Raw genomic sequence first — 14,729 nt, 5'->3', positions numbered from 1 at the left:
CGGCCGGGTTCATCGCCACCAGCACGTCCGGCCGGTCGCCCGGAGTCAGGATGTCGTAGTTGGCGAAGTGCAGCTGGAACGAGCTGACCCCGGGCAGGGTCCCGGCAGGGGCGCGGATCTCGGCCGGGAAGTTCGGCAGCGTGGACAGGTCGTTGCCGAAGGTCGCGGTCTCCGAGGTGAACCGGTCACCCGTGAGCTGCATCCCGTCGCCGGAGTCACCCGCGAACCGGATCACCACCCGGTCCTTGGCGCGGACCTCGGGGCCCGCCTGGTTCGTCGTCACGTTCGTCCTCCTCGGCGGCGTCCGCCGGTGGGGTGGTGAGGGAGCGGAGACCGCGACGCGTTGTGACGCGCACCGGGCCGATTGCTGCCGCGGACTCCAACCTAGTACCGTTAGAAACAGATTACGTCATCTGTATCAACGGTGAGAGGATGGCCGTGGTCACTCTGTACCGCTCGATCGTCCGGCTGATCGGCCGGCCGCCCGCCCCGGCCACCGGTCGCGTGTGGCCCGGCTGTGGGCACGGCCCGCAGCGCCGCCGCAGACGGGCGGCCCGGCACGCGCTCCGCTGAGGCGCGCTAGCTCCCATGACAGCACACGGCGGCGGCCCCGCCGGGACCGGAAGGGTGCCATGACGGACAGGTCGGCTCCGATGCTCCCGCTGCGCGCGTTGCGCGTCCTCGATCTCACCGAGGGGGCGGCCGAGTCCTGCGGCCGCTTCCTCGCCGACCTCGGTGCCGAGGTCGTGCGCGTGGAGCCGCCGGGCGGGTCGCCCGGCCGGCGCGACGCCCTCGGCTTCGCGTTGCGCAACGCCAACAAGCTCGGCGTGGTCCTCGACCTCACCGATCCCGCGGGCCGGGCGGAGCTCCTGCGCCGGGCCCGCCGGGCCGACGTCGTGCTCGAGTCCTTCGGCGGATCCGAGGCGCGGGCCCTGGGCCTCACGCCGGAGGACCTCCACGCCGCCAACCCCGCCCTCGTCGTCGTGTCGATCACCGACTTCGGTCGCACCGGCCCGTGGGCCGACCGGGTGGCGACCGAGAACGTGCTGGCCGCGGCGGGCGGTGTGCTGTCGCGCTCCGGCCTGCCCGGGGGCACACCGCTGTTGCCACCGGCGGGACTCGTCGCACAGACCGTCGGCGTCCACGCGGCGTGGGCCACCCTCGTCGCCTACGTGAAGCGGGTCCGCACGGGGCGGGGCGAGCACGTCGACGTCTCGGCCTTCGAGGCGGTGGTGCACGGCTTCGACCCCGGCTTCGGCACCCAGGGCTCGGCAGCCGCCGGCCGGTCCGAGACCTTCCCCAGGGACCGCCCGGACGCGGCCGACTACTACCCCGTCTTCCCGTGCGCCGACGGGCACGTCCGGATCTGCCTGCTGGCGAAGCGGCAGTGGCGCGCCATGTTCGAGTGGCTCGGCGAGCCGGCGGAGTTCGCCGACCCGCGTTACGACGCCATCCCGGCCCGGTTCGAGGCGTCGGACCGGCTGAACCCGTTGATCGCCACGCTGTTCGCGGACCGCACCCGCGAGGAGCTCACACTCGAGGGGAGCCGCCGCGGCATCCCGGTCGCCGGCATGCTGACCCTCGACGAGGTGCTGGAGGCGGACCACTTCACCCTCACCGGCACCCTGGTCGACGCCGAGCTCGGCGACGGGCTGCGGGCGCGGGTGCCCACCGGGTACGTGTCGGTCGACGGCGTCCGCGCGGGTCTGCGGACCCCGGCGCCCCGGCTCGGGGAGCACGACAGGCTGCTCGGCGACCGCGCGGAGACCCGGGAGGAACCCGACCTCGGACTGCCCGCCCTCGACGAGGGGGCGCGGCCGTTGGCCGGGCTGCGGGTGCTCGACCTCGGGGTCATCGTGTTCGGCGCCGAACTGAGCCGGCTGTTCGCCGACCAGGGCGCGGACGTGATCAAGGTCGAGAACCCGGCGTTCCCCGACGGCCTGCGCCAGACCCGCAGGGGCGGCGGCATGAACGCCTCGTTCGCCTGGGGTCAGCGCAACAAGCGCGGTCTGGGCCTGGACCTGCGCAGCGAGGAGGGCGCGCGGCTGTTCCGCGAGCTCGTGGCGCAGGCGGACCTGGTGGCGGCGAACTTCAAGCCGGGCACGCTGGAGTCGCTGGGCTTCTCGCACGCGGAGCTCGCACGGATCAACCCCCGGATCGTCGTCTCGGACAGCAGCGCCTTCGGTGGTCGCGGCCCCTGGCGTACGCGCATGGGGTACGGGCCGCTGGTGCGGGCCTCGTGCGGGGTCTCCGCGCTCTGGCGCGACCCGGACCGCGACGTGAGCGACCCGGCCGCCTTCTGCGACGGCTCGACCGTCTATCCCGATCACGTCGCCGGGCACGTCGGCGCCGTCGCGGCCCTGGCGGCGGTGATCGGCCGCGGTGCCGACGGGCCGGGGCGGGCGGTGGAGATCGCGCAGGCGGACGTCGCCGTGGTCGCGCTCGGACCGACCCTGGCCCGCGCCTCGCTGGAGCCCGGGACGGTGGGTGCGGAGGGCAACTCCCGCACGGACGTCGCGCCCGCCGGCGTCTTCCCCTGCGCCGGCGACGACGAGTGGTGCGTGGTCGAGGCGCGGGACGACGAGGACTGGCACCGGCTGGCCGAGGTCACCGGGCTTCCCGACGAGCCGGACCTGCGCACGCTCGACGGCCGGCTCGCCCACCGCGAGGAGATCGAGAAGCAGCTCGCGGCGTGGACCGCGGAGCGGGCCCCGGAGGAGGTGGCCGCGCTGCTGCAGGCGGCCGGCGTGCCTGCCGCGGGCATGCTCCGGCTGCCCGACGAGCTGACCCACCCGCAGCTGGTGGCGCGCGACTCCTTCCACACCCTCGCGCACCCGTTGCTGTCCGCGCCGGTCCCGGCCGCGGCGCGCATCGCCCGGTTCTCGGGTGTCCCGGACCCGGACCTCGGACCCGCCCCGGCGCCGGGGGAGCACACGCGTGAGATCGTCCGCAGCCTGCTCGGCCGCGACGACCGGCAGGTCGACGGGCTCGTTCGGTCCGGCGTGCTGCAGCCCCCGTCCGACGACCCCGCGTTGTCGGAGGAGTCGGCCTGAGCAGGCACCAACGGCGCTCTCGCTCACACGTGATGAGCGAGAGTGCCGTTCGCTCCGTGGCCGGACATGCCGCCGTCGACGGCGAGCGTCGCGCCGGTGAGGTAGCTCGACGCGGGCGGGGCGAGGAAGAGCATCGCCGCGTCCCTCTCCCGCTGGGCGCCGAGCCGGCGATGGCGGGAGGGATCTCGGGCACGGGGGCCTCCCGGGTCTCGACGGCGTTCACCCGTTCGGCTACGTTACCAGCTGACACATATCGTCGTTTGTAAAGTCAGCGAGTCACAGGCGACCCGACAGGAGAGTGCCATGCCCACCACGCGTGCGGACGTCAGACCGGATCTCGTCGTCGACTTCGACATCTACGACCCCGCGCTCACGATGCCGGTGGACCGGATGCAGGAGCGGACGGCGGAGCTCGCGAAGGTCGGGCCGATCGTCTGGTCGCCGGCGTACGCGGGCCACTGGCTGGTCACCGCCTACGACGAGGTGCACGAGATCCTCAGGGACCCCGCGACCTTCTCCAGCTACCCGAACAACCTCGTCGACGCCGGCCAGGGCAAGTTCCTGCCGATCGAGCTGGACCCGCCGGAGCACACCTCGTACCGGCAGGCCCTGCAGCCGCTGTTCAACCCGACCCGGATGCGGGCGCTCGAGCCGCGGATCCGCGAGCTGGTCGTGGAGCTGATCGAGAAGTTCCAGGGCGCGGGCAAGGTCGAGTTCGTGGAGCAGTTCGCGCACGAGCTGCCGACCACGGTGTTCCTCGCCCTGATGGGCTGGCCGCTCGAGGACGCGCCGATGTTCACCGAGGCGACCGAGATCGCCATGAACGGCAAGCCGGGCGACACCCCCGAGCAGGCCGTGGCGTCGCGGACCGAGGCCGCCATGCAGATGTTCGGCTACTTCATGCAGGTCATCCACGCGCGCCGGGCCGCGGCGGAGGCGGGCGAGGAGCTCGACGACATCACCACCGCCGTGATGCACACCCGCATCAAGGACGCCGAGGGGGTGGAACGCGACCTCACCGACGACGAGCTGGCGCGGATGTTCTTCCTGCTGCTCATCGCGGGCCTGCACACCGTGCAGGGCACGCTGTGCTGGATGATGCTGCACCTCTCGACGAACACCGACCAGCGGGACGCGGTGATCGCCGACGCGGACGCCATCCCGGCCGCGGTCGAGGAGGTCCTGCGCTACGAGGCGCAGGTCGCCATGGGCCGCCGCGCGGTGCGCGACGTCGAGATCGGCGGCGTGACGATCAAGGCGGACGACCAGCTGCTGCTCCTGCTGTGCTCCGCCAACCGCGACGACTCGCAGTTCGCCGACCCGCAGTCGCTGCGGGTCGACCGGACCCCGAACCGGCACCTGTCCTTCGGCTCCGGCCCGCACCGCTGCATCGGCTCCCACCTGGCCCGCGTGGAGCTGCGGATCGCCATGGAGGAGATCCACAAGCGCATCCCGGACTACCGGTCGGACCCGGAGGACCCGGCCGTCGTGCTGCCGAGCCAGGTCCGCGGTTTCGCCCGGCTGCCGCTGCTCTTCACGCCCGTCACGCCGTCCTGAACGAGCGTTGACGGGGCGGAACCTAACGCTATAAGGTGCGGCGGTCGGAAACGTCGCACCGCAATTCGATCACCATTCCCCGGTGGGTCGGCGCGCGATTTCCGCCGCCGTCCCGTCCGCTCCCCGAGCGGTCCGGGCCGCGGATCCCATCCGCTGGACGTCTCAGGGAGGACACGTCATGGCGAGGCTCGAGAACAAGGTCGCGATCATCACCGGTGCGGGCTCGGGGCTGGGGCGCCAGTCGTCGCAGCTCTTCGCCGCGGAGGGCGCCAAGGTCGTCGTGATGGACGTCGACGGCGACCGTGCGGACGCGACCGTCAAGCTGGTGAGCGAGCAGGGCGGCACCGCGGTGGCGGTCCAGGCCGACACCACGGTCGAGGCCGACGTGGAGCGCACGGTCCGGACCGCGCTCGACGAGTTCGGCAAGCTGGACATCATGTGGGCCAACGCGGGCATCGTGTCCCGCGGCGGCGTGCCGAGCGTGATGGGCGGCGAGCACCTCGAGTTCGAGGACTTCCCGATCGAGGACTGGCACAAGGTCATCGACACCAACCTGACCGGCCCGTTCCTCTGCGCGAAGCACGCGGTGAAGCCGCTGCGCGAGAACGGCGGCGGCACGATCCTGATCACCTCGTCGGCCGCCTCGATGGTGGCGTACCACCAGATCCCGTCCTACTCGGCCAGCAAGGCCGGCGTGAACGGCATGGTCCGCGGCCTGGCGCTGGACCTGGGCAAGTGGGGCATCCGGGTCAACGCGATCGCGCCGACCCACGGCATGTCGCCGAACTTCCTCATGGAGGCCGGTGCCCCGGTCGTCGGCCAGTCCTACGAGGAGGTCGCGGGCCCCTGGGACAAGAGCGTGACCCCGATCCCGCTCAAGCTGGACCGCCCGCCGTCGCTGCTGGACAACGCGAAGGTCGCGTTGTGGCTGGTGTCCGACGACGCCGGCTACACCTCCGGCCAGGTCATCTCCTCCGGCGACGGCGGCACCATGGGCCGGGTCGCCATCTGGTTCCCCGAGGACCTCGGCCAGGCCTGACCGCGCCCACCCACCACGAGGACCCAGACCAGGGAGGACCCGAGATGGACCGGTACCTGACGGTCGATCGCGGCGCCTGCGCGGGGCACGGCCTCTGCTACGGGGCCGCGCCCGAGATCGTGGACTGCGACGACCAGGGAGACCCGATCATCCTGGTGGAGCCCGTGCCCGAGGCGCTGCTCGGCCAGGCCGAGCACGTCGTGGACATCTGTCCCGAGCGGGCGCTGGCCCTGCAGGAGTCACTGCAGGCGTCGCCGTCCGCCTGACCGGACGCGTGGCAGCAGGTTCGTGAAGGCCGGACCGCCCGTGGGAGCCCGCGGGCGGTCCGGTCGTGTCGGAGGAGTCAAGCCGTGAGCAGGACGACCGGAGCACCGGAGCACGAGATCGACGTCGAGGTGGCGGCGCGCGAGGCGGTCGCCGACGGCGTCGTCCGGCTGACCCTGCGCCCCACGGCCGGGACCGAGCTGCCGGAGTGGGAACCGGGAGCGCACCTGGACCTCGATCTCGGCCCGGACCTCGTGCGCCAGTACTCGCTCTGCGGCGACCGGCACGACCCTGAGACCTACCAGGTGGCCGTGCTGCGCGAGCCAGCCGGGCGGGGAGGGTCCGCCCACGTGCACGACGCCGTGGAGGTCGGACGGGTGTTGCGCGTGCGCGGCCCGCGCAACAACTTCGTCCTCGCGGACTCGCCGCGGTACCTGTTCCTCGCCGGCGGCATCGGCATCACCCCGATCGTGCCGATGATCGCCGAGGCGGAGAAGGCGGGCGCGGACTGGCGGCTGATCTACGGCGGGCGGTCCCGGGCGTCGATGGCCTTCCGCGACGAGCTCGTCGAGCGGTACGGCGACCGTGTGTCGCTGCGGCCGCAGGACGAGGTCGGTCTGCTCGACCTCGAGGCGCTGCTCGGCACCCCGAGCGACGGGACGCTGGTCTACTGCTGCGGCCCGGAGGCCCTGCTCAGGGCGGTCGAGGAGCGCTGCGCGGCCTGGCCGTCGGGCGCCCTGCACGTCGAGCGGTTCGCGCCGAAGGAGGTCCCGAGCACGGCCGAGGACGGCTCGTTCGAGGTCGAGTTCGCGCAGTCCGGGATCACGGTGACGGTGCCGCCCGGTGTCAGCATCGTCGACGCCGCGGCGGACGCGGGCGTGACCATCGAGACGTCCTGCCGGGAAGGCACGTGTGGCACGTGCGAGTCCGCGGTCCTCGGCGGGGTGCCCGAGCACCGGGACTCCCTGCTCACTCCCGAGGAGCAGGCGGAGAACGACGTGATGTTCCCCTGCGTGTCCCGTGCGGCCTCGGAGAAGCTGGTCATCGACCGCTGAACACGCAGGTGGGAGGGTGGTGTGGAGAGAGCCCTCGCGTGGTAAACCTTAAGCCTGTAGGATTACGACCGAACGACTTCCCGAGCCGCGGCGCAAGGGCGCGCGGAGCCAGGAGGCGACGATGACCATTCAGGACACCGTGCCGACCACCGGGCCGGCGACGGGCGAGGAGCGCAGGCCCCACGCCCCGCGCAACGACCGGATCCGGCGGGCGCTCGACCACATCCGCAACGACAGCACCGACGAGTTCGACGGGGTCAACGGCTTCACGGCCGTCGAGTTCACCGACCCGGAGATCGCGCGCCGCGAGCGCGACGCGGTCTTCGGGCGCGTCCCGTCGATCGTCTGCCACGGCAGCGAGATCCCGAAGCCGAACGACTTCCTCACGCTGCAGATGCCGCGCAACAAGATCATCGTCGTGCGGCAGAAGGACGGCTCGGTCAAGAGCTTCGTGAACCTCTGCCGGCACCGCGGGGCGCTGCTGGAGGAGCAGGAGAAGGGCCGGTGCCGGCTGTTCTCCTGCGGCTACCACCGCTGGTCCTACGACACGGACGGCTCGCTGCGGGCGATCACTCGGGACAACACCTTCGGCGAGATCGACCGCTCGAAGTTCGGGCTGATCGAACTGCCCACCGAGGAGCGCCACGGGTTCGTCTGGGTGGTCGACGACGCGGACGCGGAGATCGACGTCGCCGCCTGGCTCGGCCCGGACATGGACGAGATCCTCGGCGGCTACGGGATGGACACGCTGGTCTCCGCCCGCGCGGAGGGCTTCGACGAGCCCGTGAACTGGAAGATCATGCAGGACGCGTTCCTGGACGGCTACCACATCCAGTACGCGCACCCGAACACCGCGGCCAAGCACATCCACACCAACGTGATGGCGGTCGAGGACTTCGGGCGACACGCCCGGTTCATCGCGCCGCGCAAGACGATCGACAAGTTCCTCGAGGAACCCCCGGCGCCGGACGAGGACCTGTCGAAGTACGTCACCGAGACCCACTTCCTGCTGCCCAACAGCACGCTGCTGCGCCAGCCGGACCACTTCGAGCTGCTCACCTTCCGTCCGCACCCCACCGACCCGGGGCGCTGCCGGATGGAGATGCGCCTGGTCGTGCCCACGGTCGAGGACTCCGGCATGGACTCCGAGCGCTGGAACCGGATCTGGGACAAGAACTGGAAGATCCTGCTCGCCGTGCTGCACCAGGAGGACTTCCCGCTGCTGCGCAGCTCGCAGGCGGGCATGACGAGCGCGAACGCGGGCGGGATGGTCCTGGGCCGCAACGAGTACGTGAACCAGATCTTCCACCGTGAGCTGAAGAAGCTGACGTCGTGATCGACTTCGAGTGGTACCCGGCGGACGGGGAGGGATTCCCGCCCGAGGTCGAGGCCGAGCTGCGCGAGATGCTGCGCGAGGCCGCCGAGGCCGATGCCGAGGCGGGCTTCCCGCAGCTCTCCCTCGACGACGACACGGAACCCGGCACGACGCAGCTCCTCGTCTGGCTCCTGCCGGACGAGCGCTCGGGCCGCAACGTCCCGCTCGCCCCGAGCCTGGCCGCCTACCTGCGCGTCGAGCCGTTGCAGGGTGAGGATGCCGGCATCGGCGAGATCTCCTACGTGGTGCGGCCGGACTACCGGTCGCGCGGCATCACCACGCTGCTCGTCGAGAAGATCGGTCTCGAGCTCGGACAGCCGGACGGCTGGTGCGGCACGGGTGTGCGGGCGCTGAAGGTGTGGGCGCGCGGCAACCACCCCGCCGCGCTGCGCATGTCGCTGCGCTTCCGCCGCTACGGGATCAGGACGGCCCTGCGCCGCTGGCAGCTGGTGATACCGCTGCGGGCGGGACGCGAGATCGACCCGGGCGCCGAGCCCGGCGGCCCGCAGGTGCGCGAGGCGACCGGCACGGCTGAGCACGTGGCCGCCGCCGAGCTGTGGACCGCGAGCGGGCGACGGCATCAGCCGCCCGCGGACGCGGAGCTGCTGGTCAGCGGTCCTGCGAAGGCGCCGGACGGTGCGGTGTGGATCGACCCGGGCTCCGGCGAGCCCACCGAGTGGGGCGCCGCGGGCCGGCTCGTCGCGCTGGTCACCCGGGGCGGCGACCGCGAGCACGAGGACGACCCGCTGGTCAGGGCCCTGCTCGTCGCCGGCCTCGAGCGGCTGCGCGACGCGGGCGTCCGGGCCGGGATGATCACCGTCGACGCACAGGACCGCCCGCAGGTGCACGAGGCCCGGAGCCTCGGCCTGATGCACGACCAGACGGACGTGCAGTACACGGTGACCAACACGGCGACCGAGCCCCGTTGGGCCCTCCGGTGAACGAGGAGACAGGGTGACCGCGAAGGAGTTCCCGGGCGTCCCGGCGGACCTGGCCGAGGTCGTCGAGCGGCACGGCCACGCCGTCGCCGCCGGCGACAACGCCACCGTACTGGCGGACTTCCGCCCGGACCGGGTCGGGCAGCTGCTGGCCTCGGCCCGGCCGCCGGAGGGCATGCACTCCGCCGAGCTGCTGGACGTCGAGCCGGGCCCGGACGGCCTGTTCTCCGCCTTCATCCGCTACACCGGAACCGGCGGCGAGGCGGTCTTCCGGTCGCGGTGGATCCAGCTCGACGGCACGTGGCTGGTCACGCAGGTCCGGAACGTCCCGGACACCCCGCCGCGCACGTCGATGGCGCACCCGTCGGACGACGGGCTCGACGCGCCGCACTGGGAAGGCCTGCGTCGCGGCGAGCTGCGGATGCAGCACTGTCCGCGCTGCGACCGATGGACCTGGTCGCCGCGGCCGATCTGCCCGGGGTGCCACGCGACCGACCTCGAGTGGCCCGTGGTGGATCCGGTCGGGCGGATCTACTCCTGGACGCGGACCTGGCAGCCCTTCTCACCGGAGGTCACCGGCCACCTGCCGTACGTCGTGGTCGTCGTCGAGCTGCCCGGCGCGGGCAACCGCCGCATCCTCGGCGTGCTGCTCGACGGCGACGGCGCGGACGTGCGCATCGGCGCGGAGGTGAAGGGCGAGATCGAACCCGCCGCGGACCCGGAGGGCTACCCGCTGCTCCGCTGGCGACTGGTGTGAGGGACTGACATGACAAGCAGGGACCGCGCGTTCCGCGGCGCCACGGCCGTGGTCGGGATCGCCAACACGCCCTTCCACAAGCGCGGCACGGCCACCCAGAGCTCGGCGCAGCTGACCCTCGAGGCGATTCTCGCCGCCGCTGCGGACGCCGGGATCGACGCGCACGACATCGACGGCTTCGTCTCCTACGCCAACGACGACAACGAGGGCCTCGCGATCGGCGCGGCCCTGGGCGCCAAGGAGATCCGCTGGTCGACGATGGTGTGGGGCGGCGGGGGCGGCGGAGTGGCCGCAGCCGTCAACGCGGCGTCCGCGGCGGTCGCCTCCGGCCAGGCGGACATGGTCTGCGTGTACCGCGGCATCTCGGAGGCCGACGCCGGGCGGCAGAGCTACAGCAAGGGGCACATGGGCCCGCTGCTCTCCGGGCACGGCGTGTTCGCGCCGGCCCAGATCTGCGCCCTGCGCACCCAGCGGATGCTCGAGGTCGACGGGGTCCCGGCCTCGGCGATGAAGGCGCTGGTCCAGGCCGCGTACCACCACGCCCAGAACAACCCCGACGCCGTCGCGTACGGCAGGCCGCTGGACCCGGCGGTGTACGACGACGCCCGCTGGATCTCCGAGCCGCTGCGCCTCTACGACTGCTCGCGGGAGAACGACGCGGCGGGGGCCGTGCTCGTCACCACCGCCGAGCGGGCCCGGGAGCTCCGGCAGAAGCCCGCGTACGTCCTTTCCGGCGTGCAGGGCGCGGGCCCGGACTGGTCGGAGTCGGTCGAGAACGACCTCGCCTACACCAGCGCCGGGTTCCACCCGGCGATGGTGGCGCGGCTGTGGGAGGGCGCCGGGGTGAAGCCCGGCGAGGTCGACGTCGTGCAGGTCTACGAGAACTTCTCCGGGCCCGCCGTGGCGTCGCTGATCGACTTCGGCTTCGTCCCGAAGGGGCCGGACGCCGGCCGCGTCATGCAGTTCGAGAACCTCATCGCCCCCCACGGCTCGCTGCCGGTGAACACCGCGGGCGGCAACATCGCCGAGGGGTTCGTGCACGGCTTCGGGCTGATCGTCGAGGCCGTGCGGCAGATCCGCGGCACCTCGCCGAACCAGGTGCCGGACGCGGCCCTGTCGCTCCTGCTCGGGGGCCCGATGGCCCCCTCGGTCGGCGCCACGCTGTTCGGCTCCGACGCCGTGCTCTAGATCCTTCCCCAACCCGGACGTACGCGACGACGCGTGAGGAGACCCCACCATGGCCACGTCGGTCGGATCCGCCCTCCACTGGTGGGCCCGCACGAAGGGCGACCGCACGGCCCTCGTCTTCGGCGAGGACACCGTGGACTACCGCACCCTCCGGGACTGGTCCGGCGCCGTCGCGCGGTCCCTGCACGAGCGCGGCGTGGCCGAGGGTGACCGCGTCGGCCTGCTGGGCGGCAACACCCCCGAGTGGGCCGCCGTGGCGCTGGGGGTGATGAAGGCGGGGGCGGTGCTCGTCCCGTTGAACCCCCGGCTCGTCGGTGCCGAGCTGCACAAGCTGCTGCAGGACTCCGGGGCACGCGGGGTCGTCGCCGACCCGCAGTTCGCCGGCACGCTGGACCAGGCCCGGGAGCTCGGTAGCAGCGTGGAGACGATCCCGTTGCCCGAGTTCGCCGCGCTGCGCGGAGCGGGCCACGAGGATTTCCGGATCGACCGGGACCCGGCCGAGCCGGTCGCGCTGCTGTTCACCAGCGGCTCCACGGGCCTGTCCAAGGGCGTCATCTGCACCAACCGCACGCTGCTCGACATCGTCTTCGAGGCGTCGCTGTGCGAGGAGGGTCTGCGACCCGGCGGCAGCAGCCTGCTGCTGCTCCCGCTGTGCTTCACGCCGGGCCTGGTGTGGGGCCTGGTCATGCAGGTGGTCCTCGGCGGGACGCTGGTCGTCGAGGCGCAGCTCGACCCGTCCCGCGCGGTCCGCCAGCTCGACCGGCACAAGATCGAGACGATCTTCGGGGTGCCGCTGATCTACGAGGTGATGGCGAAGGCGCCGGAGTTCGCCGAAGCCGACCTGTCGCACCTCAAGACCGCGGTGGTCGGTGGCGCTGCGGTGTCCGTGCCGCTGCTGGAGGCGTGGGGAAGCAAGGGCGTGAAGCTCCGCCAGATCTACGGCATGACCGAGGCCGGCGGGGTCGCGACGGCCACCTGGCCGTCGGAGGCCGAGACCCATCCCGACTCCTGCGGCAGCGGCTCGGCGTTCACCGAGCTCAAGGTCGTGCGTTCGGACGGCAGCGAGTGCGAGCCGGGGGAGCAGGGCGAGGTCCTGCTGAAGGGGCCGGGCGTCTCGCCCGGGTACTGGCAGGACCCGGAGACCACGGCTCGGGCGTTCCGGGACGGGTGGCTGCACAGCGGCGACCTCGGCGTCCGGGACGCGGAGGGGCGGCTGACCTTCGTCGACCGGATGAAGGACCTGATCATCTCCGGCGGGATCAACATCTCCCCGGTGGAGATCGAGGCCGTGATCAGCCGCATCCCGGGCGTGCGCGAGGTGTCGGTGATCGCGGCGAAGGACGACCGGTTCGGGGAGACGCCCGCGGCGATCGTCACCGCGGACGACAGCGTGACCGAGGCGGCGATCATCGAGGCCTGCGGGGCGCAGATGGCCGACTACAAGGTCCCGCGCTACGTGGTGCTGCGTCGCGACGACCTGCCCCGGCTGCCGAGCGGCAAGATCTCCAAGCGGGCGATCCGGGACGAGTACTCGGACGTCTCCGAGCGCTACGCCAAGGTGCGCTGACCAGCGGGATCGGTCACCCGCACGAGCTTGTGAGACAGATCGACGGTTCGTGTCATTCCTGGAGCTCGTCCAGGCCGCTCCAGCCTGTGGACGAGGGACCGGCGCCGGGCGGACCGGCTCTCGCGCCGGATCGAGGCGGGATCGGTGTCGGTCAACAATACCGTCATCGCCACGTTCCAGACGCCGGTGCCGACGGGCGGGTGGGAGCGGTCCGGGCTGGGGACGCGGTTCGGCGGCGCGAACGGGGTGCTCAAGTACGGCCGCCGGAAGTCGGTCGTCGAGGAGCGGATCGCGCTCAAGGCCGAGCCGAACTGGTACCCCGTCGTGCCCGCCAAGAGCGAGTTCATGGCGAAGGCCGTGCGCTTCCTCGGCGCCCACGACTGGCGCCGGAAGCTCGGCCGTGCACCGCGCTGACCAGCGCGAACGTCGTCGGGTGTGGCGCTTGACACCCCAGAACCTAGGTGTATAAGGTTTCTGCGACGGTGGCGCTCCCACCCTCCCGAACGCACCTGCCGAGATGCTTCCGGCAGTGCTCCTCCCTGCTCAATGCCGACAGGAGAGTCCCACCATGACCACGAGCCTGACCTCGGTCCCCGAGCACCTGAAGACCGACTTCGACATCTACGACCCGGCGTTGACGTTCCCCACCGACCGGATCAACGAGAAGGTCCGCGAGATCGCGGACCGGTCGCCGCTGGTGTACTCCGAGAAGTACGGCGGCCACTGGATCGTCACCCGGTACGAGGAGATCCACGAGGTACTGCGGCACCCCGAGACCTTCTCCAGCTTCCCCAACAACCTCGTGCCGCACGGCGCCGGCAAGTTCCTCCCGCTGGAGGTCGACCCGCCGGAGCACACTGCCTTCCGCAAAGCCCTGCAGCCGCTGTTCAACCCCACCCGCATGCGAGCCCTGGAGCCGCGGATCCGGGAGATCATCAACGAGCTGATCGACGGGTTCGCCTCCCGTGGGTCCGCCGAGTACATCTCGGAGTTCGCCCACGAGCTGCCGGCGCGCGTGTTCCTCGCGCTGATGGACTGGCCGCTCGACGACGCGCCGATGTTCACCGAGGCCACCGACACCACGCTGCGCGGGGTGCCGGGCGGCACCGAGGAGGAGAACAACGCCGCCCGCGAGGCCGCGGCCGGGCGGCTGTTCGCCTACTTCGCCGGCGTCGTCGCCGACCGCCGGGCGCGCGGCCCGGAGGCCGAGGACATCACGGCGAAGATCGTGCACCAGTCGATCGAGCTCGACGGGCAGGTCCGGCCGCTCACGGACGAGGAACTGTGCAACATGTTCTTCCTCCTGCTGATCGCCGGCCTCCACACAGTGACGGGCACGCTCGCCTGGTCCGTGCTGCACCTGGCCGACCGGCCCGACGAGCGGCAGCGGCTGATCGACGACCCGTCCCTGATCCCGGCGGCGGTCGAGGAGATGCTGCGCATCGAGGCCGCGGTGTCCCCGGGCCGCCGCGTCCGGCACGACACCACCCTCGGCGGGATCGAGCTCAAGGAGGGCGACCAGCTGCTCCTGGTGCTCGCCGGGGCGAACCGGGACGGGCGCGAGTTCGACGATCCGGACGTGGTGCACATCGAGCGCACGCCCAACCGGCACCTGTCCTTCGGCTCCGGCCCGCACCGCTGCCTCGGGTCGCACCTCGCGCGCGTCGAGCTGCAGCTGGTGTTCGAGGAGCTGCACAAGCGGATCCCGGACTACCGGATCGACACGGAGAAGCAGGTCGTCTCGCACCCCAGCCAGGTGCGCGGTGTGCTCGAGCTGCCGATCCTGTTCACTCCGGAGCGCTGACCCCCGGCGCCGACCCCCTCAGCGCCGACACCCCTCGAGGAGTTTCAATGACCGTGTCAAGCCGCGTTGGCTGCGGGGGCCGGTGCCTCGGTGGTGAAGCGGCGGTTGTCACGGAGCAGCGCCCAGACGAGG

At 72.1% G+C, this 14,729-nt stretch carries 13 protein-coding genes and 2 pseudogenes; 13 read left to right on the top strand and 2 right to left on the bottom strand.

Annotation, left to right across the window (positions count from 1 at the left end):
- Positions 1-283 (bottom strand): annotated as a pseudogene (locus PKE99_RS36635) (2-oxoacid:acceptor oxidoreductase subunit alpha); the annotation flags it as partial.
- 149 nt (positions 284-432) lie between these two features.
- Here PKE99_RS36635 and PKE99_RS36630 point away from each other — a divergent pair.
- On the top strand, positions 433-573 hold the full coding sequence (locus PKE99_RS36630; RefSeq protein ID WP_156068108.1) for a hypothetical protein: 141 nt from the start codon (positions 433-435) through the stop codon (positions 571-573).
- Positions 574-632: 59 nt separating this feature from the next.
- A complete protein-coding gene (locus PKE99_RS36625) occupies positions 633-3,053 on the top strand; it encodes a CaiB/BaiF CoA transferase family protein (protein ID WP_081924774.1) in 2,421 nt (806 codons plus the stop codon).
- A 23-nt stretch (positions 3,054-3,076) separates the two neighbouring features.
- On the opposite strand, the pseudogene PKE99_RS36620 reads toward PKE99_RS36625, so the two are convergent.
- Positions 3,077-3,217, bottom strand: a pseudogene (locus PKE99_RS36620) (hypothetical protein); the annotation flags it as partial.
- Between the two features lie 139 nt (positions 3,218-3,356).
- Between PKE99_RS36620 and PKE99_RS36615 the strand changes: the two are divergent.
- The 11 genes from PKE99_RS36615 to PKE99_RS36565 all read left to right on the top strand — a co-directional run bounded on the left by PKE99_RS36615 (position 3,357) and on the right by PKE99_RS36565 (position 14,597).
- Positions 3,357-4,610: a cytochrome P450 gene (locus PKE99_RS36615; RefSeq protein ID WP_037054415.1), complete on the top strand. Its 1,254-nt coding sequence runs from the start codon at positions 3,357-3,359 to the stop codon at positions 4,608-4,610.
- Between the two features lie 178 nt (positions 4,611-4,788).
- Positions 4,789-5,649 carry an SDR family NAD(P)-dependent oxidoreductase gene (locus PKE99_RS36610; RefSeq protein WP_037054412.1) on the top strand — a complete coding sequence of 287 codons (861 nt, stop codon included), beginning with the start codon at positions 4,789-4,791 and terminating at the stop codon, positions 5,647-5,649.
- Positions 5,650-5,693: 44 nt separating this feature from the next.
- Complete coding sequence (locus PKE99_RS36605) at positions 5,694-5,915, top strand: ferredoxin (RefSeq protein WP_037054410.1); 222 nt, start codon at positions 5,694-5,696, stop codon at positions 5,913-5,915.
- Positions 5,916-5,999: 84 nt separating this feature from the next.
- Positions 6,000-6,968, top strand: coding sequence for a PDR/VanB family oxidoreductase (locus tag PKE99_RS36600; protein WP_037054407.1), 969 nt, complete (start codon positions 6,000-6,002; stop codon positions 6,966-6,968).
- A gap of 121 nt (positions 6,969-7,089) precedes the next feature.
- Positions 7,090-8,304 (top strand): aromatic ring-hydroxylating oxygenase subunit alpha, encoded by a 1,215-nt coding sequence (locus tag PKE99_RS36595; RefSeq protein ID WP_081924773.1) that lies wholly within the window; start codon positions 7,090-7,092, stop codon positions 8,302-8,304.
- Complete coding sequence (locus PKE99_RS36590) at positions 8,301-9,284, top strand: GNAT family protein (RefSeq protein ID WP_051738378.1); 984 nt, start codon at positions 8,301-8,303, stop codon at positions 9,282-9,284. Before PKE99_RS36595 ends, PKE99_RS36590 begins: the two co-directional genes overlap by 4 nt.
- A gap of 13 nt (positions 9,285-9,297) precedes the next feature.
- Entirely contained in the window at positions 9,298-10,038 is a 741-nt protein-coding gene (locus PKE99_RS36585) for a Zn-ribbon domain-containing OB-fold protein (protein ID WP_037054406.1), read from the top strand.
- Positions 10,039-10,047: 9 nt separating this feature from the next.
- Positions 10,048-11,226, top strand: coding sequence for a thiolase C-terminal domain-containing protein (locus tag PKE99_RS36580; protein ID WP_037054402.1), 1,179 nt, complete (start codon positions 10,048-10,050; stop codon positions 11,224-11,226).
- A gap of 49 nt (positions 11,227-11,275) precedes the next feature.
- The gene (locus PKE99_RS36575; protein ID WP_037054399.1) at positions 11,276-12,793 is read left to right on the top strand and encodes a class I adenylate-forming enzyme family protein; all 1,518 of its coding nucleotides are present in this window, start codon (positions 11,276-11,278) and stop codon (positions 12,791-12,793) included.
- 54 nt (positions 12,794-12,847) lie between these two features.
- Positions 12,848-13,207, top strand: coding sequence for an aldehyde dehydrogenase family protein (locus PKE99_RS36570; protein ID WP_081924772.1), 360 nt, complete (start codon positions 12,848-12,850; stop codon positions 13,205-13,207).
- Positions 13,208-13,361: 154 nt separating this feature from the next.
- On the top strand, positions 13,362-14,597 hold the full coding sequence (locus PKE99_RS36565) for a cytochrome P450 (RefSeq protein WP_037054395.1): 1,236 nt from the start codon (positions 13,362-13,364) through the stop codon (positions 14,595-14,597).
- Positions 14,598-14,729 lie beyond the last annotated feature (132 nt).

The organism is Pseudonocardia halophobica (genome assembly GCF_027922425.1).
GTDB classification, from domain to species: Bacteria; Actinomycetota; Actinomycetes; order Mycobacteriales; family Pseudonocardiaceae; genus Pseudonocardia; species Pseudonocardia halophobica.
Note: the sequence above shows the minus strand (reverse complement) of the source record. Positions and strands in the feature narration are given on the sequence as shown.

Bases quoted from the DNA above. Each gene is read 5' to 3' on its own strand.
- PKE99_RS36630 (WP_156068108.1), top strand. From the start codon at position 433: ATGGCCGTGGTCACTCTGTACCGCTCGATCGTCCGGCTGATCGGCCGG.
- PKE99_RS36625 (WP_081924774.1), top strand. From the start codon at position 633: ATGACGGACAGGTCGGCTCCGATGCTCCCGCTGCGCGCGTTGCGCGTC.
- PKE99_RS36615 (WP_037054415.1), top strand. From the start codon at position 3,357: ATGCCCACCACGCGTGCGGACGTCAGACCGGATCTCGTCGTCGACTTC.
- PKE99_RS36610 (WP_037054412.1), top strand. From the start codon at position 4,789: ATGGCGAGGCTCGAGAACAAGGTCGCGATCATCACCGGTGCGGGCTCG.
- PKE99_RS36605 (WP_037054410.1), top strand. From the start codon at position 5,694: ATGGACCGGTACCTGACGGTCGATCGCGGCGCCTGCGCGGGGCACGGC.
- PKE99_RS36595 (WP_081924773.1), top strand. From the start codon at position 7,090: ATGACCATTCAGGACACCGTGCCGACCACCGGGCCGGCGACGGGCGAG.
- PKE99_RS36580 (WP_037054402.1), top strand. From the start codon at position 10,048: ATGACAAGCAGGGACCGCGCGTTCCGCGGCGCCACGGCCGTGGTCGGG.
- PKE99_RS36575 (WP_037054399.1), top strand. From the start codon at position 11,276: ATGGCCACGTCGGTCGGATCCGCCCTCCACTGGTGGGCCCGCACGAAG.
- PKE99_RS36565 (WP_037054395.1), top strand. From the start codon at position 13,362: ATGACCACGAGCCTGACCTCGGTCCCCGAGCACCTGAAGACCGACTTC.